Source organism: Halomonas sp. 7T (assembly GCF_025643255.1).
Lineage (GTDB): Bacteria > Pseudomonadota > Gammaproteobacteria > Pseudomonadales > Halomonadaceae > Vreelandella.
In genome coordinates this window covers 592,169-614,612 of sequence record NZ_CP087112.1, presented here as the reverse complement: position 1 = coordinate 614,612, position 22,444 = coordinate 592,169, and the positions used below count along the sequence as shown (strand labels likewise).

21 protein-coding genes are annotated in these 22,444 nt (G+C 54.2%); 12 read left to right on the top strand and 9 right to left on the bottom strand.

Annotated features, from left to right (window positions below; translation table 11 throughout):
• Window positions 1-12: 12 nt before the first annotated feature.
• From LOS15_RS02840 to LOS15_RS02830, 3 genes are all read right to left on the bottom strand, one after another.
• The gene (locus tag LOS15_RS02840) at window positions 13-1,935 is read right to left on the bottom strand and encodes a PrkA family serine protein kinase (protein WP_263067977.1); all 1,923 of its coding nucleotides are present in this window, start codon (window positions 1,933-1,935) and stop codon (window positions 13-15) included.
• Window positions 1,936-2,211: 276 nt separating this feature from the next.
• Window positions 2,212-3,255 (bottom strand): threonine aldolase family protein, encoded by a 1,044-nt coding sequence (locus LOS15_RS02835; RefSeq protein ID WP_263067976.1) that lies wholly within the window; start codon window positions 3,253-3,255, stop codon window positions 2,212-2,214.
• A gap of 142 nt (window positions 3,256-3,397) precedes the next feature.
• Entirely contained in the window at window positions 3,398-5,419 is a 2,022-nt protein-coding gene (locus LOS15_RS02830) for an NADPH-dependent 2,4-dienoyl-CoA reductase (protein ID WP_263067974.1), read from the bottom strand.
• Window positions 5,420-5,611: 192 nt separating this feature from the next.
• On the opposite strand from LOS15_RS02830, the gene LOS15_RS02825 reads away from it, so the two are divergent.
• Together LOS15_RS02825 and LOS15_RS02820 are read left to right on the top strand one after the other, a co-directional pair.
• A complete protein-coding gene (locus tag LOS15_RS02825) occupies window positions 5,612-6,529 on the top strand; it encodes a DMT family transporter (RefSeq protein WP_263067972.1) in 918 nt (305 codons plus the stop codon).
• Window positions 6,530-6,570: 41 nt separating this feature from the next.
• Window positions 6,571-8,139, top strand: a complete 1,569-nt coding sequence (locus tag LOS15_RS02820) for a carbon-nitrogen hydrolase family protein (protein ID WP_263067971.1) — start codon at window positions 6,571-6,573, stop codon at window positions 8,137-8,139.
• 54 nt (window positions 8,140-8,193) lie between these two features.
• Here the strand turns inward: LOS15_RS02820 and LOS15_RS02815 are convergent, their stop codons facing one another.
• The 4 genes from LOS15_RS02815 to LOS15_RS02800 all read right to left on the bottom strand — a co-directional run bounded on the left by LOS15_RS02815 (window position 8,194) and on the right by LOS15_RS02800 (window position 11,303).
• Window positions 8,194-8,493, bottom strand: coding sequence for an MGMT family protein (locus LOS15_RS02815; RefSeq protein ID WP_263067970.1), 300 nt, complete (start codon window positions 8,491-8,493; stop codon window positions 8,194-8,196).
• A gap of 29 nt (window positions 8,494-8,522) precedes the next feature.
• Entirely contained in the window at window positions 8,523-9,131 is a 609-nt protein-coding gene (locus LOS15_RS02810; RefSeq protein WP_263067969.1) for an FMN-dependent NADH-azoreductase, read from the bottom strand.
• Between the two features lie 188 nt (window positions 9,132-9,319).
• Window positions 9,320-10,771 (bottom strand): alanine/glycine:cation symporter family protein, encoded by a 1,452-nt coding sequence (locus tag LOS15_RS02805; RefSeq protein WP_263067968.1) that lies wholly within the window; start codon window positions 10,769-10,771, stop codon window positions 9,320-9,322.
• 112 nt (window positions 10,772-10,883) lie between these two features.
• Entirely contained in the window at window positions 10,884-11,303 is a 420-nt protein-coding gene (locus tag LOS15_RS02800) for a secondary thiamine-phosphate synthase enzyme YjbQ (RefSeq protein WP_263067967.1), read from the bottom strand.
• Window positions 11,304-11,495: 192 nt separating this feature from the next.
• On the opposite strand from LOS15_RS02800, the gene LOS15_RS02795 reads away from it, so the two are divergent.
• The gene (locus LOS15_RS02795; protein WP_317629642.1) at window positions 11,496-12,029 is read left to right on the top strand and encodes a lipocalin family protein; all 534 of its coding nucleotides are present in this window, start codon (window positions 11,496-11,498) and stop codon (window positions 12,027-12,029) included.
• 9 nt (window positions 12,030-12,038) lie between these two features.
• Here LOS15_RS02795 and LOS15_RS02790 read toward each other — a convergent pair whose 3' ends face one another.
• Window positions 12,039-12,956, bottom strand: a complete 918-nt coding sequence (locus LOS15_RS02790; RefSeq protein WP_263067965.1) for a LysR family transcriptional regulator — start codon at window positions 12,954-12,956, stop codon at window positions 12,039-12,041.
• Between the two features lie 130 nt (window positions 12,957-13,086).
• Here LOS15_RS02790 and LOS15_RS02785 point away from each other — a divergent pair, with 130 nt between their 5' ends.
• Window positions 13,087-14,160, top strand: coding sequence for a tartrate dehydrogenase (locus LOS15_RS02785; protein WP_263067963.1), 1,074 nt, complete (start codon window positions 13,087-13,089; stop codon window positions 14,158-14,160).
• Window positions 14,161-14,239: 79 nt separating this feature from the next.
• On the opposite strand, the gene wrbA is transcribed toward LOS15_RS02785, so the two are convergent.
• Window positions 14,240-14,839, bottom strand: a complete 600-nt coding sequence (gene wrbA, locus LOS15_RS02780; RefSeq protein WP_263067961.1) for an NAD(P)H:quinone oxidoreductase — start codon at window positions 14,837-14,839, stop codon at window positions 14,240-14,242.
• Between the two features lie 227 nt (window positions 14,840-15,066).
• Here wrbA and LOS15_RS02775 point away from each other — a divergent pair, with 227 nt between their 5' ends.
• The 8 genes from LOS15_RS02775 (at window position 15,067) to iadA (ending at window position 22,441) form a co-directional block, all read left to right on the top strand.
• Entirely contained in the window at window positions 15,067-15,507 is a 441-nt protein-coding gene (locus LOS15_RS02775; RefSeq protein WP_263067960.1) for a hemerythrin domain-containing protein, read from the top strand.
• A gap of 203 nt (window positions 15,508-15,710) precedes the next feature.
• Window positions 15,711-16,694, top strand: a complete 984-nt coding sequence (locus LOS15_RS02770; protein ID WP_263067958.1) for a succinylglutamate desuccinylase — start codon at window positions 15,711-15,713, stop codon at window positions 16,692-16,694.
• Between the two features lie 233 nt (window positions 16,695-16,927).
• The gene (locus tag LOS15_RS02765; RefSeq protein ID WP_263067956.1) at window positions 16,928-17,698 is read left to right on the top strand and encodes an ABC transporter ATP-binding protein; all 771 of its coding nucleotides are present in this window, start codon (window positions 16,928-16,930) and stop codon (window positions 17,696-17,698) included.
• Between the two features lie 19 nt (window positions 17,699-17,717).
• Entirely contained in the window at window positions 17,718-18,419 is a 702-nt protein-coding gene (locus LOS15_RS02760; protein WP_263067954.1) for an ABC transporter permease, read from the top strand.
• A gap of 1 nt (window position 18,420) precedes the next feature.
• Window positions 18,421-19,152 carry an ABC transporter permease gene (locus LOS15_RS02755; RefSeq protein WP_263067953.1) on the top strand — a complete coding sequence of 244 codons (732 nt, stop codon included), beginning with the start codon at window positions 18,421-18,423 and terminating at the stop codon, window positions 19,150-19,152.
• A gap of 137 nt (window positions 19,153-19,289) precedes the next feature.
• Window positions 19,290-20,060: a transporter substrate-binding domain-containing protein gene (locus tag LOS15_RS02750; protein WP_263067952.1), complete on the top strand. Its 771-nt coding sequence runs from the start codon at window positions 19,290-19,292 to the stop codon at window positions 20,058-20,060.
• 329 nt (window positions 20,061-20,389) lie between these two features.
• Window positions 20,390-21,187: a transporter substrate-binding domain-containing protein gene (locus LOS15_RS02745; protein ID WP_263067951.1), complete on the top strand. Its 798-nt coding sequence runs from the start codon at window positions 20,390-20,392 to the stop codon at window positions 21,185-21,187.
• Window positions 21,188-21,277: 90 nt separating this feature from the next.
• On the top strand, window positions 21,278-22,441 hold the full coding sequence (gene iadA / locus LOS15_RS02740; RefSeq protein ID WP_263067949.1) for a beta-aspartyl-peptidase: 1,164 nt from the start codon (window positions 21,278-21,280) through the stop codon (window positions 22,439-22,441).
• The last annotated feature ends 3 nt before the right edge of the window (window positions 22,442-22,444 follow it).

Genomic DNA, 22,444 nt, shown 5'->3' with positions numbered 1-22,444 from the left:
CCCGATTATCCGCTACTGGGACTTGCGCACGCGTAGGTACCACTCGGAAAGCAGCCGAACCTGTTTCTCGGTATAGCCACGATCTACCATACGTGCCACAAAGTCCTCGTGTTTCTTCTGATCCGACTTTGACGCTTTAGCATTAAACGAAATAACCGGTAACAGCTCTTCAGTGTTGGCAAACATCTTGTGTTCGATAACACCTTTTAGTTTTTCATAAGACTGCCAGCTGGGGTTCATGCCGTTATTTTGCGCCCGGGCACGCAACACGAAATTAACCACTTCGTGGCGGAAATCTTTCGGATTAGATATACCCGCCGGCTTCTCGATTTTTTCAAGCTCTTCGTTAAGCGACTGACGATTAAGCAGCTCGCCCGTTTCGGGGTCGCGATACTCCTGATCCTGAATCCAAAAATCAGCGTAGGTCACATAGCGGTCGAAAATATTTTGGCCGTACTCGCTATAGGATTCCAGATAGGCGGTTTGAATCTCCTTGCCAATGAAATCAACGTAGCGGGGCGCCAAAAATTCCTTAATAAAACCGATATAGCGTTCGAACACTTCTGAAGGTAGTTGCTCACGCTCCAGTGCCTGCTCCAACACATAGAGGAGATGCACCGGGTTAGCGGCGACTTCGGTACTATCGAAGTTAAACACTTTAGAGAGAATCTTGAACGCAAAACGGGTCGATAGCCCCTGCATGCCCTCGTCTACACCGGCCGCATCGCGATACTCCTGGATTGACTTAGCCCGAGGGTCGGTATCCTTCAGATTTTCGCCGTCATAAACGCGCATCTTCGAGTAGATGCTGGAGTTTTCTGGCACCTTAAGCCGTGAAAGCACCGAGAACTGTGCCAACATACGTAGCGTATCAGGCGCGCAAGGCGCTGCGTTGAGCGAAGAGTCCTCCAACAGCTTTTGATAAATTTTGATCTCTTCGGAAACCCGCAAGCAGTAGGGCACCTTGACGATATAAACCCGGTCCAGGAATGCCTCGTTGTTACGGTTATTACGAAACGCCTGCCATTCCGATTCATTCGAGTGGGCTAAGATCACCCCATCAAAGGGAATCGCCCCCATACCTTCAGTGGGGTTGTAGTTCCCCTCTTGGGTCGCGGTTAACAGTGGATGCAGCACCTTAATGGGTGCTTTAAACATCTCCACAAACTCCATCAGCCCCTGATTGGCGCGACATAAACCACCTGAGAAGCTGTAGGCATCGGGGTCGTCTTGGGAGTAAAGCTCTAATTGGCGAATATCTACTTTACCGACCAGCGACGAAATATCCTGGTTGTTCTCATCACCCGGCTCGGTTTTGGAAATGGCAATTTGATTGAGGCGCGAGGGGTAAAGCCGCACTACCCGAAATTGGGAAATATCACCGCCGGCTTCCTTAAGGCGTTTAGCCGCCCAAGGCGACATCACGCTTCGCAGGTAGCGCTGGGGAATGCCGTACTCTTTTTCCAGCAGCTCGCCGTCCTCCTCGGGAGAAAAAAGCCCTAGCGGCGACTCATATACTGGCGACCCTTTGATGGCATAAAAGGGGATGCGCTCCATCAGCAGCTTCAAACGCTCAGCCAATGATGACTTACCGCCACCCACCGGCCCTAATAGATAGAGGATCTGCTTGCGCTCTTCTAGCCCTTGGGCGGCATGGCGAAAATAGGCCACAATTTGCTCAATCGCTTCTTCCATTCCATGAAATTCAGCAAAGGCAGGGTAGCGGCGAATCACCTTATTCGAAAAAATGCGTGATAGACGCGGATCTTTCGCCGTGTCGATCACTTCAGGTTCGCCTATGGCTTCCAGCATGCGCTCAGAAGCACTGGCATATACCTTAGGATCGCGGCGACAAAGCGCCAAATACTCCTCAAGGCTAATGTCTTCCTGCTGCACACGGGCGAATCGGTCTTGAACGTGATCAAAAATGCTCATTGAACTCTCCTGTAGCCCATCCCCAGGCATCTACCGCGCAAACACAGCGTTATCGCGGCGTGCAAAACGAGGTGTCGCTTTATCAGCGTAGTCAGCATTAGCAAAAAGTAATTACTAATCCTTCAACGCAGCAGCGTTACAGTTATGAGCACGACAAAAGAGGTTTAGTTGCGTTGAAAAGCTTTCCGCCCATCTTCGCTAGATAAAAAAGTTGCACTGCATAGAACGCAAAACGCCGCCATAAGGCGGCGCGACGGCATAAAAACACGGTGGGCGTTACTCTAATACCGCTTTCACATCGTCTAATAGCTGATCTAACAACTCGATAGTGGTGTTCCAAGCACACACAAAACGCGCACCACCGGCGCCAATAAAGGTGTAGAAGGTCCACCCTTTGGCTTTCAACGCTTCAATAGCATGGGGAGGTAATTCAACGAAGACACTGTTCGCTTGAGTCGGAAACATCAGTGAGACCCCAGGTAGCGCCTGTAATCCTTCCGATAAATAGCGTGCCATGGCATTTGCATGTTGCGCATTGGTTAACCAGGCACCGCTTTCCAACAGCCCCAGCCAGGGCGCGGAAACATAGCGCATTTTCGACGCTAACTGCCCTGCCTGCTTACAGCGGTAGGCAAAATCTTCCGCTAAATGACGGTTGAAGAATAAAATGGCCTCACCAAACGCAAGGCCATTTTTGGTGCCTGAAAAGCACAGCACATCGACACCTACCTGCCAGGTGAGCTCAGCGGGACTAGCGTTGAGACTGGCGCAGGCGTTTGCGAACCGCGCGCCGTCCATGTGTAGGCGCAGATCGTGTTTATCCGCCATGGCGCGGATGGCGAGCAGCTCTTCCCGCGAATACACCGTGCCCACTTCAGTTGCCTGAGTGAGCGAAACCACTTTGGGCTTGGGGTAGTGAATATCGCTACGCTTAGTGACGAGCGCCTCGATACCTTGCGGCGTTAACTTACCATTCGCCCCTGGTGAGGTGAGCAGCTTAGCCCCGTTGGAAAAAAACTCGGGCCCACCGCACTCGTCCGTTTCGATATGCGCCAGCTCATGGCAAATTACGCTGTGGTAGCTACGCCCCATCGCAGAGAGCGCCAATGAGTTGGCGGCAGTGCCGTTAAAGACAAAAAACACGTCGCAATCGTAGTCGAACATTTCACGAAAACGATCAGCGGCACGGGCGGTCCAGCGGTCATTTCCGTAGGCTAAGTCATCGGCTTGATTAGCTTCTAACAGATACTGCATGGCCTCCGGACAAATTCCGGACGTATTATCACTGGCCAAAAATCGTGGGGTACACTCCGAGGGCATGGCGATAGTCCTTTTTATCTCGCGGTCGTACGGCGCGGGCTGGGTGCCACCCGCACCTGAGATTTAACCGTGGTTAACAGCTAAATGGGTTAACCAGTCTATCGCCATTTCAACGGTCACGTCACCCGTACCAGGTGCGAGGCTAGAGCGTAGCGGCAAGACGTGTACCTTGGTCAATCGCACGCTTGGCGTCCAGTTCGGCGGCTTCATCTGCGCCGCCAATCACGTGGACACGACCGCCTGCTTGGGTAAGCGGCGCGATTAAATCACGCACCGACTCCTGGCCTGCACACACGACGATGGTATCGACCGCCAGCACCTGCTCTTCGTCATCACGACGAATATGTAAGCCTGCATCATCGATTTTAAGATATTCGCAGCCGGTCAACGTTTTAACACCCCGCTGTTTTAATGATGCGCGGTGCACCCAGCCCGTGGTTTTACCCAGATTTTTACCCGGCTTCGAACGTTTGCGCTGCAGCATGACGATTTCCCGCGGCGAGGCTGGCGGCATGGGCGCCTTCAGCCCCCCGCGATCACCCATGGCAAGGTCGACGCCCCACTCATCGCACCAGTCAGCGATGTCCAGTGAAGGATGCCCTTGGTGGGCTAATAACTCCGACACATCAAATCCAATGCCACCTGCGCCAATGACCGCGACACGCTTGCCTACCCGTTCAGGTTGCTCTATCGCTTCTGCGTAGCTAAGCACGCTGGGGTGATCAGCCCCTGGAAGCGCCAGCTCTCTGGGCATCACGCCGGTGGCAATCACCACCTCGTCAAACTCCGCTAGGTTATCGGGGGTGGCTGCCGTGTTTAAGCGTACCTCGACCGCATGCTTTTCCAACATCACGCGGAAGTAGCGCAGGGTTTCATTGAACTCCTCTTTGCCGGGAATTTTGCGCGCATAGTTAAACTGCCCACCTAGCTCGCTGCGACGCTCAAACAGCACCACATGATGCCCCCTGCTCGCCGCTGCGACAGCGGTTGCAAGGCCTGCCGGCCCACCGCCTACCACCGCTACTCGCTTAGGTGTTTGCGCGGGGTCAAGGCTCAACTCCGTTTCGTGGCAAGCACGGGGGTTCACCAGACAAGAGGTCAGCTTGCCCATAAAGGTATGATCCAAGCACGCCTGATTACAGGCGATGCAGGTATTAATTTCTTCCGCCAAGCCGGCTTCGGCTTTGCGTACCCACGCGGGGTCGGCCAGAAAAGGACGCGCCATGGACACCATATCGGCGTGCCCTTCAGCCAGCACGCGCTCGGCAACCTCTGGCATATTGATTCGGTTGGTAGTAATTAACGGAATGGAAAGCGCTGCTTTAATGCGCTTAGTGACTTCGGTAAAAGCGGCGCGCGGAACGCTGGTAACAATAGTGGGGACACGCGCTTCATGCCAGCCAATGCCAGTGTTTATCACGTCCGCGTCGGCAGCTTCTATCGCTTGCCCTAGCTGCACCACCTCTTCCCAGGTGCTGCCCTCTTCGACCAGATCAATCATCGAGAGGCGAAAAATCAGCAAAAAGCGTTCCCCAACGGCGGCACGAATACGCTTAACAATTTCCACAGGAAAGCGGATACGCTGTTCGAAACTCCCGCCCCACTCGTCATCCCGCTGATTAGTACGCTGACAGATGAACTGATTGATCAGATAGCCTTCGGACCCCATCACCTCAACACCGTCATAACCCGCCTGCCGGGCAAGCTGTGCGCAGCGCACGTAGTCAGCGATTTGCTGCTCCACTTCGTCACTTGAAAGCGCCCGCGGAGTAAACGGGTTGATGGGCGCCTGTATCGCGGACGGCGCGACTAGCTCCGGGGAGTAAGCGTAACGGCCAGCGTGAAGAATCTGCATACAGAGATGACCGCCCGCCTCATGCACCGCGTCTACCACCTGCCGATGCTCAGGCAGCTGGGACTCTTCGGTTAGCGCATTAGCGCCTTGAAACACCGCACCTTCGGCATTCGGCGCAATCCCCCCCGTAACGATCAAGCTAACGCCCGCACGTGCACGCTCAGCATAAAAGGCGGCCAAGCGTTCAAAGCCATTGGGCGCTTCTTCCAAATTGGTATGCATAGACCCCATTAGCACACGATTGGGAAGCGTTAAATGGCCGAGAGTCAGTGGGCGAAAAAGATGAGGGTAAGCGGGCGTATGGTTCATCACGGCACTCCATTATATTGTTAAGAATATTCAAACAAGCGTATGACATACGCTCCCTGAGGTACAGTCCTTTACCCTCCTTAATCTGTCACCTTTTAGGCGTCTTGCGAAACCATCATCCATTATGGCAAAGCACTTGCTCCTCACAACAAAGCAAGTCACATTAACCGGCTAACGATAAGGGAACGTGCTATGCCATTGATTTATTTTTTACCGCCCCTGGCCACGGTATTGATCTGGTCAGGCAATATGACCATTAACCAATTAACCGTCGGTGCGATTGCGCCTAGCAGCATCGCTTTTTTACGCTGGCTACTAGCCTTGGTAGTCATGACCCCGTTTGTATTACCGGCGGTGCTGCGCTACCGCGAAGAGATATATCGCAACTGGCCCAAACTCGCGTTGTTGGGGCTATTAGGCATGGGGTTATGGCAAGGTCTTGCCTATGTAGCGGCAGAAACGACCACCGCAACTAATATGGGCATACTCGCCGCCATGGTGCCCCTCTTAACCGTGCTATTAAGCGCCCTCATTCTACGTGAGCCGCCTACGTTGGGCGGTGTCGTTGGCGGCGTGCTCGCTTTTGTGGGCGTTACCGTACTGCTTGGCCGGGGTAACCCCCTTTCTCTGCTGCAACTCCAGGTCGCTTATGGTGACGCGCTAATGGTTGTTGCAGCGACCTGCTACGCGCTTTATGGCGTAATGCTTAAACGCTGGGCAATGAACTTACCCCCCTGGGTAATGCTCTATGCCCAGGTATGCTTTGCGGTGCTGTTCTTGTTGCCCCCCTACTTAATGGGGCCAATGACGCCGGTCGATAACCACAATATTTGGTTGATTCTCTATGCGGGTATTCCTGCCTCCATTATCACCACCTTTTTGTGGATGCGCGCAGTTCGCCAAATCGGCGCCAACCAGTCGAGCATTTTTATCAATCTAATGCCGCTCTTTAGTGCGCTGATCGCGATGGCTTTTTTAGGCGAACGCGTGGCTGGCTTCCACTTTATAGGGGGGCTGTTAATTCTCGCTGGCGTGATAATGGCGCAGACACTTACGCGGCCGCTGGTCCGTTCGGTGGCAGCCGATAAAACGAGCAGCGCTCAGCAATGATACAATAGGCTAACTTCATTCGACGGCCGGGAACCTTATACATGTCCCTAGAAGACCTGCATCTTAATCTTCGCAATCTCAACAGCGATGACTACGAACAGCTCAAAACGCTGATGGACGCGGTGTATCACGACATCGGCGGTGCGTGGCCAAAGCACACCATTGACAAGCTCATCAAGGAATTTCCCGATGGCCAAATTGCCATTGAGGATGATGGAATATTGGTAGGGGTAGCGCTAACCGTCCAGGTCGATTACGACGAGTTTTCTAATCCGCATAAATATGACGACCTCATCGGCCATCGTGAAACGATCCTCAACAATGAGGATGGCGATGCCATGTACGGGCTGGATGTGCTGATCCACCCCGACTACCGTGGCTATCGTCTGGGGCGGCGTTTATATGAAGCACGCAAAGAACTGTGCCGGTCACACAACTTGCGCGCTATTTTAGCTGGCGGGCGTATACCTGAATATCATCAACACGCAGTAGAACTTACGCCAGCCCAATATATTGAAAAAGTCTCTCGTAAAGAAATTTACGACCCCATTTTATCGTTTCAACTGGCAAATGATTTCCAGGTAAAGCGACTACTGCGTAAGTACCTGCCAGAAGATGAACAGTCGCGTGGCTACGCCACTCTACTTGAGTGGAATAACATCCTGTTTGAACCCGCTGAAAGCGTGCTCGATACCCGCCCCACGCAAGTTCGCGTCGGTGCCGTGCAGTGGCAGATGCGTGAGTTCGATTCTGCTGAAGCAGCACTACAGCAGATTGAATACTTTGTAGATGCGTTATCAGATTACCAAAGCGACTTTGCCGTTTTTCCCGAGCTCTTCACAACGCCACTGATGGGCTTGCAAGATCGCGCCGCCCAAAAAGACCAGACGGCCGCTATACGCTTCCTTGCAAGCTTTACCGACCGATTCAAGAGCGAACTGTCGAGAATGGCAGTCTCATACAACATCAACATTGTTGGCGGCTCTATGATTGAGGTGGGTGAAGATGATCGACTCTATAATGTCGCTTATCTCTTCCACCGAGACGGCGAAGTAGAGAAGCAATTTAAACTGCATATCACCCCACAAGAGCGCCGCGATTGGGTGATTGAGGGTGGCGACGAACTGCAAGTATTCGACACAGACGCAGGGCGCGTGGGCATTTTAATCTGTTACGACGTGGAATTCCCGGAACTTGGCCGCCTACTGGCTGACCAGGATATGGATATTCTGTTCGTGCCATTTTGGGTCGACACCAAAAACGGCTACCTGCGTGTACGCCACTGCGCACAGGCACGTGCCATCGAAAACGAGTGCTACGTGGTGATATGCGGCAGTGTGGGTAACTTACCCTCTATTGAAAACTTGGATATCCAGTACGCGCAATCAGCTGTGTTTACGCCGTCTGACTTTGCCTTCCCCCATGATGCAGTACTGGCAGAAACGACGCCTAACACCGAAATGATCTTCTTCTCGGATCTTGATTTAACGCGCCTGACGGTGGTGCGTGCCGAAGGCTCGGTGACCAACCTGAAAGACCGCCGCAAGGATCTATTTGACCTTCGCTGGCGCGATTGGTCATGGAAATCTGGGGCTAATCTGGAGGAGTAAGCCAATAACGCCGCTCAATTCGAGCGGCGTTATTTTTAAAGCGCGTCACTTAGTTCAATCAGGCCAGACAAGATGAGTAGGCACCCGCCCTTTGCTATCAAACACCACGCCTTCATTACGCAGCTTTTGATACTGGCGCTCAGCGCCACCATGATCAGCTAGCTTCCGCGAAGCGGCGATTACCCGGTGCCAGGGCAACTGATGCCCATCAGGCAAGTGACGCATGGCCGAACCCACCATGCGCGGAGTCGCGCCCTCTGTCATTGCTGCAACGCGCCCATAGGTGGTGACCCGCCCTGCCGGAATCTGATCCACAATAGTGTAAATCTGCTCAAGCAATTCCGGGCGTGGCATGATGACCTCGTTGGGTTGGTAATGTTGGTTTAGAGCGCAGCGACAAGCTGGTCAATGGCTTGGAAGGCTTCTTTCAGCGCGGCATCACGGTGAGCATCTCCCATGTTCAAGCCTTCGGCAAATACCACCTCTACATCGCTAATACCCATCAGGCCCAGCATGGTTTTTAGATGTGGCGTTTGGCTATCAAGCTCGGTGCCCGCGTACCGGCCGCCACGAGCAGCGAGAATAATCGCCCGCTTGCCTTCAATCAAACCCTGTGGGCCATTTTCAGTGTAGCGGAAGGTCTCACCGGCACGCAGCACGCGATCGAACCACGCCTTTAGCTGCGACGGAATACCCAGATTGTACATCGGCACCGCCAGCACCAGCACATCGTTCGTACGCAGTTCGGCCAGCAGCTCATCTGAGTGGGCGGCCAGCGCCTGCTGCTCAGCGGTACGCTCCTCGACAGGCGTTTGCCAAGCACCCAGCTCTTCAATGGCAAGGTGCGGCAGTGTGTTGGCCACTACATCGCGGTGGGTCACGGCGACGCCATCGCGTGCAGCAGCTTGCTGTTGAAAACGTGCGGCCAAAGCATTGGATTGGCCGTTATCACCTAGGATGGAAGAGGTCACGAGCAGGGCACGGGTAGTCATAAAAATTCCTTATCATTCAATGAAGAAGCTGCTCGCTATTCTACGGCGCTTTTGATTAAGCAAAAGCGCAACGTTTTCCGAGTTTCATTCGACAAAATCGAATTATCTACCCACGAAAAAGCCCCACGTGACGCTGCTTTCACCGCGCATCACGTGGGGCTGGTAACGCCTAACAGGCTAACGCATGGTTACTTCTTAGCAGGCCATGCATTAGGGTCTACCTTATTAGCCAGTTTTGGGAACTGGCTGGGGTCGAAGACCGGCTCTTTGCCCGCTTTCAGCTGAGTGTCGTAATCCTTAAACAGCGCAAACGCAATCGGCGACAGCAGCAAAATGGCCACCAGGTTGATGATGGCCATCATCCCCATGGAAAGATCGGCAAAGTTCCAGATAGCGCCAAGGCTCGCGACAGAGCCCACCATGATCATACCCAGCACGGCTAAGCGATAGATCAACACTGCAATTGGTGCCCGGCGACCGGCTAGGTACTCGATATTTGATTCGCCATAAGAGTAATTCGCAATGACGGAGGTAAATGCAAACAACAAAATAGCCACAGCAATAAACATGCCGCCCCAGTCGCCCACGTGGCTGGAAAGCGCCATCTGAGTTAACTGAATACCGTTACTCTCTTCACTGGTTAACAGTTCAGGGCCCGCCATAATGATAATGGCCGCCGTTGCGGTACAAATCACCAGCGTATCCAAGAAGACACCCAGCATTTGGATAAAACCCTGAGCGGCAGGATGATCGGGGCGGGTGGTCGCTGTTGCCGCTGCGTTGGGCGCAGAGCCCATACCCGCCTCATTAGAAAACAGCCCCCGCTGAATGCCGTTCATAATCGCTTGAGAAATTGCGTAGCCCATCGCACCGCCAGCCGCCTGCTCTAAGCCGAATGCGCTTTGTATAATGGTCATGAAGGCAGCGGGTAAATCGCTAATGTTCAACGCTACAACGATCAGCGCAAGCACCAAGTACAACAGCGCCATCAGCGGCACCACCAACTCAGCAACTTTGGCAATTGACTTCAAGCCGCCAAAGATAATCGGCGCTACCACAACCATTAACACCAGCCCCATCACCCAGGTAGGCACCGCGAACGCCTGTTCCATCGCCTGGGCAATGGAATTGGCCTGCACGCTGTTAAAGGCTAGCCCAAAGGCAATAATTAGACAGATCGAGAACAGCACCGCCAGCCAGCGAAGGCCCAGGCCACGTTCAATATACCGAGCCGGGCCACCTCGGAAAGTGTTATCGCCGTGGTCGGTTTTATACGCCTGGGCAAGGGTTGACTCCACAAAGCTGGTTGCCATGCCCACCATGGCGGTCATCCACATCCAGAAAATCGCGCCGGGGCCACCAAAGTAGATCGCCACCGCGACCCCAGCCAAATTACCGGTGCCTACCCGCGCCGCCAGGCTGGTGGAGAGTGCTTGGAACGAAGAAATGCCACCATTAGATTGGCGAGAAGAGCGCAGCAGTTTGAACATATGGCCGAAATAGCGCACCTGAATGCCACGCGTCATCACAGTGAAATAGAGACCCGCACCGATTAAAAGATAAATCAGCACGCTGCCCCACAGCAGTCCATTGCCGCGATCAACCATCGCAGTCAACAGGGGAGGAAGAGTAAAATCCATACTGTAAATGCCTTGTATTAAAAGTTAAGGCGCATCATTCTTCACGGCTGCATGAAAATGGCAAGAAAATTGGAAAAATAATCTAAAAACAGCAAGAATTCCCTTATTAACCTTAGCAACCAGTCAATGTCACCAATAAACGCCGCGACCCACCCTGCTCACGGTGCTCGCCTAACCACACCCCCTGCCATGTGCCCAACGCTAAACGCCCATCGCGTATCGCTAACGTTATTTGCGTACCCAGCAGGCTAGCCGCTACGTGTGCGGGCATATCATCGGGGCCTTCTAACGTGTGTTGAAAGTAGTTCAGCCCTTCGGGCACCAGTCGGCGTATAAAGGCGTCCAAATCGTGACGAACATCCGGGTCGGTGTTCTCATTCAGCGTTAACGATGCTGATGTGTGCATGAGCTGCACATGCAGCAAACCCTGACGGCACTCCGCCAAACAGGGCAGCGCTCTAGCAATCTCATCGGTAATCAGGTGAAAGCCCCTAGGCATTTCCGGCAGGTGAATCTCTTGTTGATGCCACATATTCTCTCCTTTGTTATCAGCGTGGTAAACGAAGACGGTGACAGACATACCATAGCCTATTTCCTCGGCCTGCCTGGCAGCCCCTAGAGGGGAGCCGTGGCGCTTGAAGTCTTGCACTGATAGATTTAACGCTGTTTATTCAAGCACTCACCAAGGAGCGAGATGATGAAATCCGCATGGCGGCCAAGGAGCATGGCCACCCTAGCAGCGGTAGCCACCACCGGCACGCTGCTGATGGGCTGCACCGGCATTCCCGAGGGCACCGAACCCGTCACTGGTTTTGAGCTAGAGCGCTATTTGGGCGAATGGTACGAAATCGCCCGCCTGGATCACTCTTTTGAAGAGGGGCTGGACTGCGTGACCGCCACCTACAGCCTGCGTGACGATGGCGGCGTCAAGGTGATTAACCGAGGCTACAATCTGGAAGAGCAAGCCTGGGATGCAGCTGAAGGGCGCGCCTACTTCATCGATGACGAGAACGTTGGGCGGTTGAAGGTCAGCTTTTTTGGCCCGTTCTACGGCGGTTACAACGTTCTTGAACTCGATGACGACTATCAGTGGGCACTGGTGGCAGGCCCCAACCGCGACTACCTGTGGTTGTTAGCCCGCACACCCACGCTAGAGGGCGACGTTGAGCAGCGCCTGCGCCAGCGCGCCGCCGAGCTAGACTTCCCCACCGATGAGCTGATTGAGGTCGTGCAGGATCAAACCTGCCCAGGCCGTTAACACCCCACGTTAGCCATCTGGCAAGGCGGGCACCCGGCCCGCCATTTCCCGCTGTAAAAAATCAATCAACGCGCTGATGCGCGCCGGAATATGGCGGCGGTGTGCAAACACCGCATAAAAGTCGGCCCGCACCCCCTGCCAATCGGGTAATAAAGGCTGCAACGCCCCGCTGGCCAAGTGCTCGTTCACATCCCACCAGGAGCGCAGCATCACCCCGTGGCCATCCAGCGCAAGCCGAGTAATCACCTCGCCATCGTTACTGGCCAGTTGCCCGCTCACTTTCACCGCTTGGCGCTGCGGCAGGTGGCGGTGCTCAAAACGCCACAGCGGGAAATCGCTGTCGTTTTCACGAATCACCAGGCAGCTGTGCTGGGCAAGATCATTTGGCCCGTTCAATGCAGGCATCGTGGCGATATAACGCGGCGCGGCACACAGTACCCGCCGGTTGGGCAGAATACGCCGTGCCACCAGGCGAGAATCGGGGGGTTCGCCAATGCGAATACCCACATCAAAACCGTGGTCGCTTAAATTCAGCGGGAAATTGGTTAGCTCCAGCCAGCTCTCTATGGCCGGGTGCTGGGCACAAAAGCGCGACAGCAGCGGCGCAATATGCCGCCGGCCAAAGCCAAAGGTAGCGTTCGTCCGCAGCCGTCCGTTTAGCCCGTGGCTGGCGGTATCGCTGAGCGCGCTTTCCAGCGTTTGCAGCTCTTCTAAAATCAACCCGCCCTGGGTGAGATAGCGCTCTCCTTCAGCGGTCAGCGTCAGGCGGCGGGTGGTGCGTGCCGCCAGCGTGACGCCCAGCCGGGCTTCAAGCTGCTTTAAGCGCTTGCTGACGGCCGAGAGCGACAGCCCAAGCTCACGAGCCGTGGCGGTTAAGCTCCCTGCCCTAGCAAGCTGCTGAAAAAAGGCGAGATCATCCAGCATCATAGGATTCTTCACTTTTAGGCAACAATAGCTTGCATAGTAGCCTGATTATCTCGCCGCCAACAGGCGCTACACTCCTAGAACAGGAACACGCCCATCGCATGTGTCATACCTCATACAACAAGGAGCCCCCATGGCCCATCGTATTGCAGTCATCGCTGGTGACGGTATCGGTACCGAAGTGATGCCGGAAGGTATTCGCGCCCTGGAAGCCACCGCCAAGCGTTTCAATATCGACCTGGAGTTCACCACGTTCGAGTTTGGTAGCTGCGACTACTACCTGGAACACGGCAAAATGCTGCCCGACGACTGGTTCGAGCAGCTAAAAGGCTTTGATGCGCTGTTTTATGGAGCGGTAGGCTGGCCGGACAAAGTGCCCGACCACATTTCGCTGTGGGGCTCGCTGCTGCAGTTCCGTCGCCAGTTTGATCAATACATCAACCTGCGCCCCTGCCGATTAATGCCCGGCATTAAAAGCCCGCTGGCGGGCCGCAAGCCCGGCGATATCGATTTTTACGTGGTGCGTGAAAATACCGAGGGCGAGTACTCCAGCGTCGGCGGCAAGATGTATGAAGGCACCGAGCGTGAAATCGTTATTCAGGAAACGGTCATGAGCCGTACCGGCGTTGATCGCGTACTGAAGTATGCCTTCGACTTAGCGCAAACCCGCCCGCGCAAAAAGCTCACCTCGGCCACGAAGTCCAACGGCATCTCCATCACCATGCCCTACTGGGACGAGCGCGTAGCCGAGATGGCCAAGCAGTACCCAGAGATAGCTGTGGATAAGTTCCACATCGATATTTTGACCGCTAACTTTGTCCTGCATCCGGATTGGTTTGACGTGGTCGTAGGCAGCAACCTGTTTGGCGATATTCTTTCCGACTTAGGCCCGGCTTGCACCGGCACCATTGGCATTGCGCCTTCGGCTAACATCAACCCAGAAGGCAAATTCCCCAGCCTGTTCGAGCCGGTTCACGGCAGTGCGCCGGATATCGCGGGTAAAGGCATTGCCAACCCCATCGGCCAGATTTGGTCGGGTGCGATGATGCTAGAACACCTGGGGTATAAAGAAGCGGGCGATGCGATGGTCGATGCTATTGAAGCCGTGCTGAGCGAAGGCGACAGCCAAGTACTGACCCGCGACGTGGGCGGCCAGGGCACCACCGAAAGCCTAGGCAGCGCCATTGCCGCGCGGATTCTCGGCTGACACCCCCTGATCAAAGCGGCCTATAACGAAAAACGCCTCGCTGCATCAGCAGCGAGGCGTTACGCGTTTTAAGCGTCGATTAGCTTGCCAATTTAGCGGCAATCTCAGCGACGTGTTTGCCCTGGAAACGGGCGATTTTTAGCTCGCGCTCATCCGGCTGGCGAGAGCCATCGCCACCAGCCAGCGTGGCGGCGCCGTAAGGCGTGCCACCGCTCACTTTCGAAATATCAAACTGCTCCTCAATACCGTAGCCAATCGGCACAATCACCATGCCGTGGTGGGCCAGCGTGGTCCAGGTAGAGGTAATGGTCATCTCATCGCCACCGCCGGTGCCGGTTGATGTGAACACGCTGGCTACCTTGCCACGCAGCGCGCCGTTCGCCCATAGGCCACCGGTTTGGTCGAGGAAGGTACGCATCTGGCCAGCCATGTTGCCAAAGCGCGTCGGCGTGCCAAATATAACGGCATCGTAATCGGCCAACTCCTGGGGGGTGGCTTCTGGCGTGGTGAAATCTTGCTTGCCGCCCGCGTTTTTGAACGCCTCATCTGGCATGGTTTCGGGCACGCGTTTCACCGTGACCTCTACGCCATCAACACCCTTTGCTCCTTCCGCCACAGCGGCTGCTAAGGTATCGATATGGCCATACATGGAATAATAAAGCACCAGTACCTTCGTCATTACTCACTCCTTTGCATCTGCATTTAAGTATCAAGCAAGTTGCCACAGCGGGCAGTGAAAACTCACTAAAACATAGCGTAGTTAAGTGTAGATAAAAGCGAATGTTTTCGACGCCGAGCTTCGATTTTCTCGATGTACCGACCTTGCGCTTTTGCTATTTCACCACTAATTTTTTTGTACTGTTCTTACCAGATGTTTTATTCATATATACCGCCAAGGAGTCCGGCATGACGATTTTCGAAGCGCTGCGCAAAGATCACGATATTCAGCGGGAGCTGCTGGCACGCTTGGTAGAAACCCATGGCGATAGTGAAGAGCGCGACGTGCTGTACCAGCAGGTGCGCGCCGAGCTGAAGTACCACGCCAACGCGGAAGAGCGCGCACTGTATATCCCTATGATGGATATTGACCTGACTCAGGAAAAAGCGCGCCATAGCGTGGCCGAGCACCACGAAATCGATGAACTAATTGAGCTGTTGGACGAGACTGAATATAGCGCCACTCACTGGCTCACCCATGCCAAACAGCTGCAACATTTAGTGACCCACCACCTGGATGAAGAGGAGCAAGAGGTATTTCAGCTGGCAGGACGGGGCCTTCAGGAGAATCAAAAATCCTCCCTAGCCAAAGAGTATCAACAAGAGATGAAGCGACAGCGGGCAGGCTAGAAGCTTCTAGTGCGATAGATTTAAGAGCGCCAGTCATCAAAGCGCTTGTGGCGATGGGCCATAAGCGCTTTTTTTGTGCCGACAACTTTCATCATCCCACCGGCCATTTTCACGCGAACGACGCCTACCCTTGTGAACAGCCGCAAGCATGGTTAATGGTAGACGTTATAAAAAAGCAAATGCCCATGCTTAAGGACACTTTCATGCTAGGCCAATGGCTCGACTGGACGCTCGACGAGGAATCCCCTTCTCCGCGCATCGGCCGCTTTCCCAGCGGCACTTACCATCTTCACGGGCCAGGTATTCTGGAGCTAACGCCCAATACTGCCCACCCTGGCGCCCATGCCTGCGTTTTTTCTGCGGCCATCCACGGCAATGAAACCGCGCCGGTGGAGCTTGTGGGTGAATGGCTCAGCGCTCTGGAAGCCAACACGCTGTCATTAGGTGCACCCGTACTAGTGATTTTGGGCAACATTCCCGCGTTAAAAGCACAGAAACGTTTTATCACCACCAACCTCAACCGGCTGTTCAAGCGAGAGCTTGACGAACAGGGCAGCGAGCCGGATCGGGCGCGGGAACTAATGGAAGCGGTGGATGCGTTCTTCGCCCGCTACCACGCGTTACCCAAACTACACTACGACCTGCACACCGCCATACGCGGCAGTTTATACACGCGCTTTGTGGTCGAGCCATATGCAGAAACTGTCACCAACGCACAGCAGTGGGCATGGTTCGCCGCGGCCGACATGCAGGCTGTGTTGCATCAGCACCAACACAGCTGGACGTTCTCCCACTACAGCAAGTACTACCATCACGCCCAGGCGTTTACCTTTGAGCTTGGCCGCGTCGCCCCGTTTGGCGAGAACGATATGGACGCTCTGGCACCGATGTTAACCCTGCTAAGTGCGCTCAGCGCAGGCGAAGAACCGCCGAAAAAGCCGTCAGAGACCATGGCTTTCTTCAAAGTGCAGCATGAACTGATGCGCCAAGCGGAAGCCTTTAGCCTCTGCTTTGACGACGACGTGCCCAACTTCAGCCGCTTCGAACCCGGCACCTGCCTAGCCAAAGACGGCGTGGCGGGTGACTTTGTAGTACAAGAAACGCCGCTGCACGTAGTGTTTCCTAATGCCCACGTAGAAATCGGCGCACGGGCAGCGCTGCTGGTGGTGCCCTATCAACCGGCGTAGCTGCTTTGATGCTACCCACATTACCCATATCAGCATCTTTAAAAAGCTTTGATAACAACAACGTAGAGGTGATTTCAGGCTGCTAGATAGGTGTTACGATAAAAGCCGTTCTTATAAAACACGCGCATCATGCAGAGTCCTGATAGAATCGCCCCTTTTTCGCGCCAGCCGCCAATCAAGCACACGTTTTAAACTCGTTGCTGTTGCGGCAACCCTGTACTGGAGCCTAAGTTATGGCTGATACGCCTACTCCCCTTGAAGTGCGTAATATTAAAAAGCGCTTTGGCGATACAGAAGTCTTGAAAGGCCTCTCCCTTGAAGCCCAAAAAGGTGACGTCATCACCCTCATTGGTGCCTCAGGGTCAGGCAAAAGTACCTTCTTGCGCTGTATGAACTTGTTGGAACAGCCCGACGATGGCGAGCTGTATGTTCACGGCGAGCAAATCCGTTTCAAGACCACCAAGCACGGTCGCGAACCCGCGGATTGGAAACAAGTAGTGCAGATGCGCGCCAAGCTCTCCATGGTGTTTCAGAGCTTCAATCTGTGGGCACACATGACGCTGCTTGAAAACATCATCGAAGCGCCGATTCACGTGCTTGGCAAGCCGAAAAAAGAGGCCATCGAACACGCCCACGCTCTGCTGGATCGCGTTGGGTTAAGCGCACGCGCCAATGCCTACCCGGCACAAATGTCCGGCGGCCAGCAGCAGCGCGGCGCCATTGCCCGAGCGCTGGCCATGGACCCAGAAGTGATGCTGTTTGATGAACCCACCTCTGCCCTCGATCCAGAGCTAGTAGGCGACGTTTTGAAAGTCATGCACGGCTTGGCCGAGGAAGGACGCACCATGGTGGTGGTCACCCATGAGATGAGCTTTGCACGGGATGTATCCAGCCAGGTGATTTATCTTCACCAAGGCTTGGTAGAAGAGGCTGGCCCACCAGCGGAAGTGCTCGGCAACCCACAGTCGCCGCGCTTAAAGCAGTTCCTGGCCCCCAAATATTGATCTGCGAGGCACGTACACTATGCTTGATTTGCAAGGTTACGGCCCCCGCCTGATCGAAGGGGCGGGCGTCACCATTCAGCTAGCGGTGCTATCGCTAATACTCGCCATTGTGCTTGGCCTGTTTACCGCTACCGCCAAAATGTCACGTAATTGGCTGTTACGCCGCACAGCCACCGTCTATACCACGGTGATTCGTGGCGTTCCGGATTTAGTGCTGATGATGCTGCTGTTCTTTGGCGGCCAAATCGGCGTTAATGCCATCAGCGATGTGCTTTACTACAACTATGACATTGATATCTATATCAATTTCAATGCTTTTGCTGCGGGTGTCATTACCATTGGCTTTATCTTTGGTGCCTACATGGGTGAGACCTTTCGAGGCGCGTTCATGGCGGTCGATAATGGCCAAATAGAGGCAGGAAAAGCCTACGGCATGAGCAATGCCTTGGTCTTTCGACGCATCCGCTTCCCACAAATGATGCGCCACGCGCTGCCCGGCTTATCTAACAACTGGATGGTACTGCTCAAAACTACCGCGCTGGTCTCTGTTATCGGTTTAACCGATATGGTGCGTGTCGCCGCTGAGGCATCGCGGGCCACCCATGAACCCTTTGCCTTCCTACTTCCTGTCGCGGCAGTGTATCTGCTTATCGCAAGCGTATCCGAATGGATTTTCGTGAGGCTACAAAAACGTTACGACATTGGCTTTGGGGGGCAGTGAGATGCTAGATATTTCTGCGTGGTTCAACGACCTGCTCGCTGGCAATCTGATTTTCACGCCCACCACGTTGGGCTACTACTGGGAGGGGCTGGTCACTACGACGCAGCTTGTCTTCTTATCGCTGGTGGCGGGATTGGTGCTCGCGATACCGCTAGCCATCATGCGCAGTTCCAAGCGCAAATGGATCAGCCTGCCGGTTTATCTCTATACCTATGTGTTTCGCGGAACGCCGCTACTTATTCAGCTCTATATCATTTACTACGGCGTTGTCTTTATTGACGGCATTCAAGAAACATTTTTGTGGCCTGTCCTCCGCGAAGCGTTCTATCCGGCGCTCATCGCCTTTACGCTGAACACCGCCGCCTACACCACCGAGATTTTCCGTGGGGCGATTAAAGCCACCGCGCAAGGTGAAATCGAGGCAGCACGGGCCTACGGCATGTCGCAAAGCCTGATGATGCGGCGCATTATTATGCCTAGCGCGTTTCGACGGGCGCTACCCGCCTACGGCAACGAGGTGATCTTTATGCTCCACGCCAGCGCTATTGCCAGCGTTGTCACGCTGATGGATCTCACCGGTGCCGCACGCTTCGTCTACGCACGCTTTTATGCTCCCTTCGAGGCCTTTTTGTTCGTGGCCGCTATCTATCTCTGCCTCACCTTTGCAATTTTGTATTTTTTCCGCTTCCTGGAGAAAAAGCTGCTGGCTCACTTAAGGCCCCAAACGAATTGAGTCACCAAAAATAAAAATAAAACAACCGTCAAACAAACGTTGGTTCTGTTGAAAACTCCCTCTTCCCGTTAGCGCCAACCTGGGTTACGTTAAGAGGGATCACTACACGTGAACCTGCTACCTATGGAGTATAAAAAATGAAAAAACTCTTAACTGTTTCGGTGCTTGGCTTAGCGATTGCGGCGGCCTCCTCTGCCCAAGCGCGCGACTACGACAACGTGCGTATTGGCGTTGACGTACCTTACGAGCCGATGGAGTATCGCACCGCTGATGGTGAGTTGACCGGCTTTGATATCGATTTAGGGAATGCCCTGTGCGAACAAATGGGGGTTACCTGTGAGTGGATTGAGCAGGAGTGGGATGGCATTATTCCTGGCCTGATGTCGCGTAACTACGACGCCATCATGTCCTCAATGACCATCAACGACGAGCGTCGCCAGCAGGTGCTGTTCTCCAACCCCTACATCACCATGCCTTCAGCCTGGTTTGCACCGAGCAGCCTGGACATCAATGAAGCGAATCAAGAGACGCTCGCCGGCAAAACAATTGGCGTTCAGCGTGGTACACTTCAAGACAACTTCGTGACCGACAACTTCTCAAGCGTTGCTAGCATTAGCCGCTACTCCACTGCCGATGACATGGTGCTGGATATGGAAGCCCAGCGTCTGGATATCGTGTTCCTCGACTTCCCGATCGGCCAGTCCACGCTGCTAGAGAGCGAAGAAGCCGAGTACGTTGTCGTCGGTGAGCGCATCAGCGAGCCAAAAGAGTACTTCGGCGACGGCTTTGGCATCGCCTTCCGTCAGCGTGATGAAGCACTGGCTGAGAAATTCAATGAAGCCCTTGCTGAGCTTAAAGAAGACGGCACTTACGATGAAATCTTCGCCCGTTACTTCGGCGAAGAGTAAGCGCTAGCTGCCTAAGATTGCCTCCCCGCCCGGGGAGGCATGAAAGCGAGACGCCATCATGCCTATACACCATGTGTTATCCCCCGCGCTGCATGCGCTTCGCCCAGGTATCCGTGGCACCATCGCCCGTTTTTACCTGAGCGAATGGTTCGACGAATAGCCTTCCCCTCTTGGCACGCCCGTGCCATTCCACGCTCTGTGCGTGATCTTGGTAATGCAGAAAAAACGCATTACGCCCCTGCGCTTAGCGCATACCACATGCTTTAGCCCATAAAAAATCGCCGCTGGGCATGTTATCAATACCTAAAAATCGCTTCAGGAGACTACCTATGCGTTATGCAACGCTACCCCTTGCCGCTATTTTAGCGGTTGGTTTTTCGACGGCTGTTGTTCCCTCTCATGCCGAAGCCAGGGACTACGATGACATTCGCCTTGGCGTTGATATCCCCTACGAACCCTTTATGTACCGTGAAGCAGACGGCACCCTCACCGGTTTTGAAATTGAGCTGGGCAACGCGGTTTGTGCGTATCTAGAAGCCAACTGCACTTGGGTCGAGCAGGACTGGGACGGTATTATTCCCGGCCTTCTCGCTCGTAACTACGACGCCATCATGTCCTCTATGGCCATTACCGATGAACGTGCACAGCGTGTGCTGTTTTCAGACGCCTACTACACAACGCCCAGCGCCTGGATCACCACGCAAGAGCGAGATATCGACATTGAAGACCGCGACAGCCTCGAAGGGCTCACCGTGGGTGTTCAGCGGGCAACACTGCAAGATAACTACGTCACTGAGCTCTACGGCGACGTACTAGAAATCCGTCGTTATACCGGCGTCGATGATGTCGTGACCGACCTCATGGCCGGACGATTAGACCTCACCTTTATGGATTACCCAATCGCGGAAGCTGCGATTGAAATTGATACGCCTGAGAGTGATTTCCAGCGTATTAGCGGCTTTATCAAACAGCCTGAGCATATCTTCGGCAAAGGGGTTGGAGTAGCATTTCGCCCACGTGACGAAGCCTTGGCAGAGCGTTTCAACGAAGCACTGAGCGCACTCAAGGAAGACGGCACTTATGATGAAATTATGAACCGCTACTTTAACTACGATGTGCGGTTATAAAAGATCCGCTTAAACAGCGTTACGACGGCAATACGAGCGCCGACCCCAGGTCGGCGCTTATCGTTTGCTGATAACTCTCCTGGGAACCCTATGCTGACACTAGTAAAAAATGCCCAGCTTTTCTCGCCAGAACCCCGCGGCCTGTGCCACCTACTTATCGCTGACCAGCGTATTGCAGCGGTAATAGATGCCTCCGAAGCGGTGAATTTAGGGCCATTCATTACCACCGTCGATCTTGAAGGGCGCCGTGTGGTTCCTGGTTTAGTCGACCCGCTGGTGCACTACATTGGCGGTGGTGGTGAAGGCGGCTTTGGCAATCGTACGGCGGAGCTCAGCTTAGGAGATGCTTGCGCCTCAGGCGTGACCACGCTGATTGGCGCTCTAGGCACCGATGCCCTAACCCGCACCCCCGCTAACCTGATTGGCAAAGCGCGGGAGCTTGCCGCCGGTGGGCTCAGCACCTATGCCTACACCGGCTCTTATCAACTTCCCCCGGTAACCCTTACCGGGTCCATCGCCAGCGATATTCTCTATATTCCAGAGTTTATCGGTGTAGGGGAAGTCGCTATTAGCGACCACCGAGGCTCACAACCAACCAACCAGGAGCTGACGCGACTTGCCTCGGATGCACGCACTGCTGGCTTGCTGGCAGGAAAATCAGGGATTGTCTTCATTCACACTGGTGATGCCGACACTCACCTGGAACCACTGCGTAACGTTGCTAAACATAGCGCGATTCCGCTTTCGCAGTTCTACCCTACCCACATTAATCGTACCGCTGAATTATTTGAGGATGGCTTACGCTTTGCGCGTGAAGGCGGCTTCATCGACTTCACTACCAGTACGACACCAGAGTTGTTAGCAGGCGGCGAAGTGCCGGCCTCAGAAGCCGTTGCCAGAGCGCTGAAAGCACGTATCGCCCCCGCTCAGATAAGCCTCTCTTCAGATGCTAATGCCTCGCTGCCAGAGTTTGACGAACAGCGCCGCTTTGTTGGCTTAAAGCCAGGTCGACTAGGCAGCCTGTTTGACGTGCTAGGTGAGTGTATCAATGAGCACCGCGTTGATATCGAGCATGCGTTAAGATGCGCTTCAACAACCGCGGCCGATATTCTAAAGCTGCCTCGTAAAGGAAGGCTTGCAAAAGGAACGGACGCCGACTTTCTCGTGCTCTCCGAGGGGCGCTGGGAAATTGAACAAGTATGGGCATTGGGTAAGCCCATTTACGATCGTGAATCCGGCAATAAAGTGATATGACAG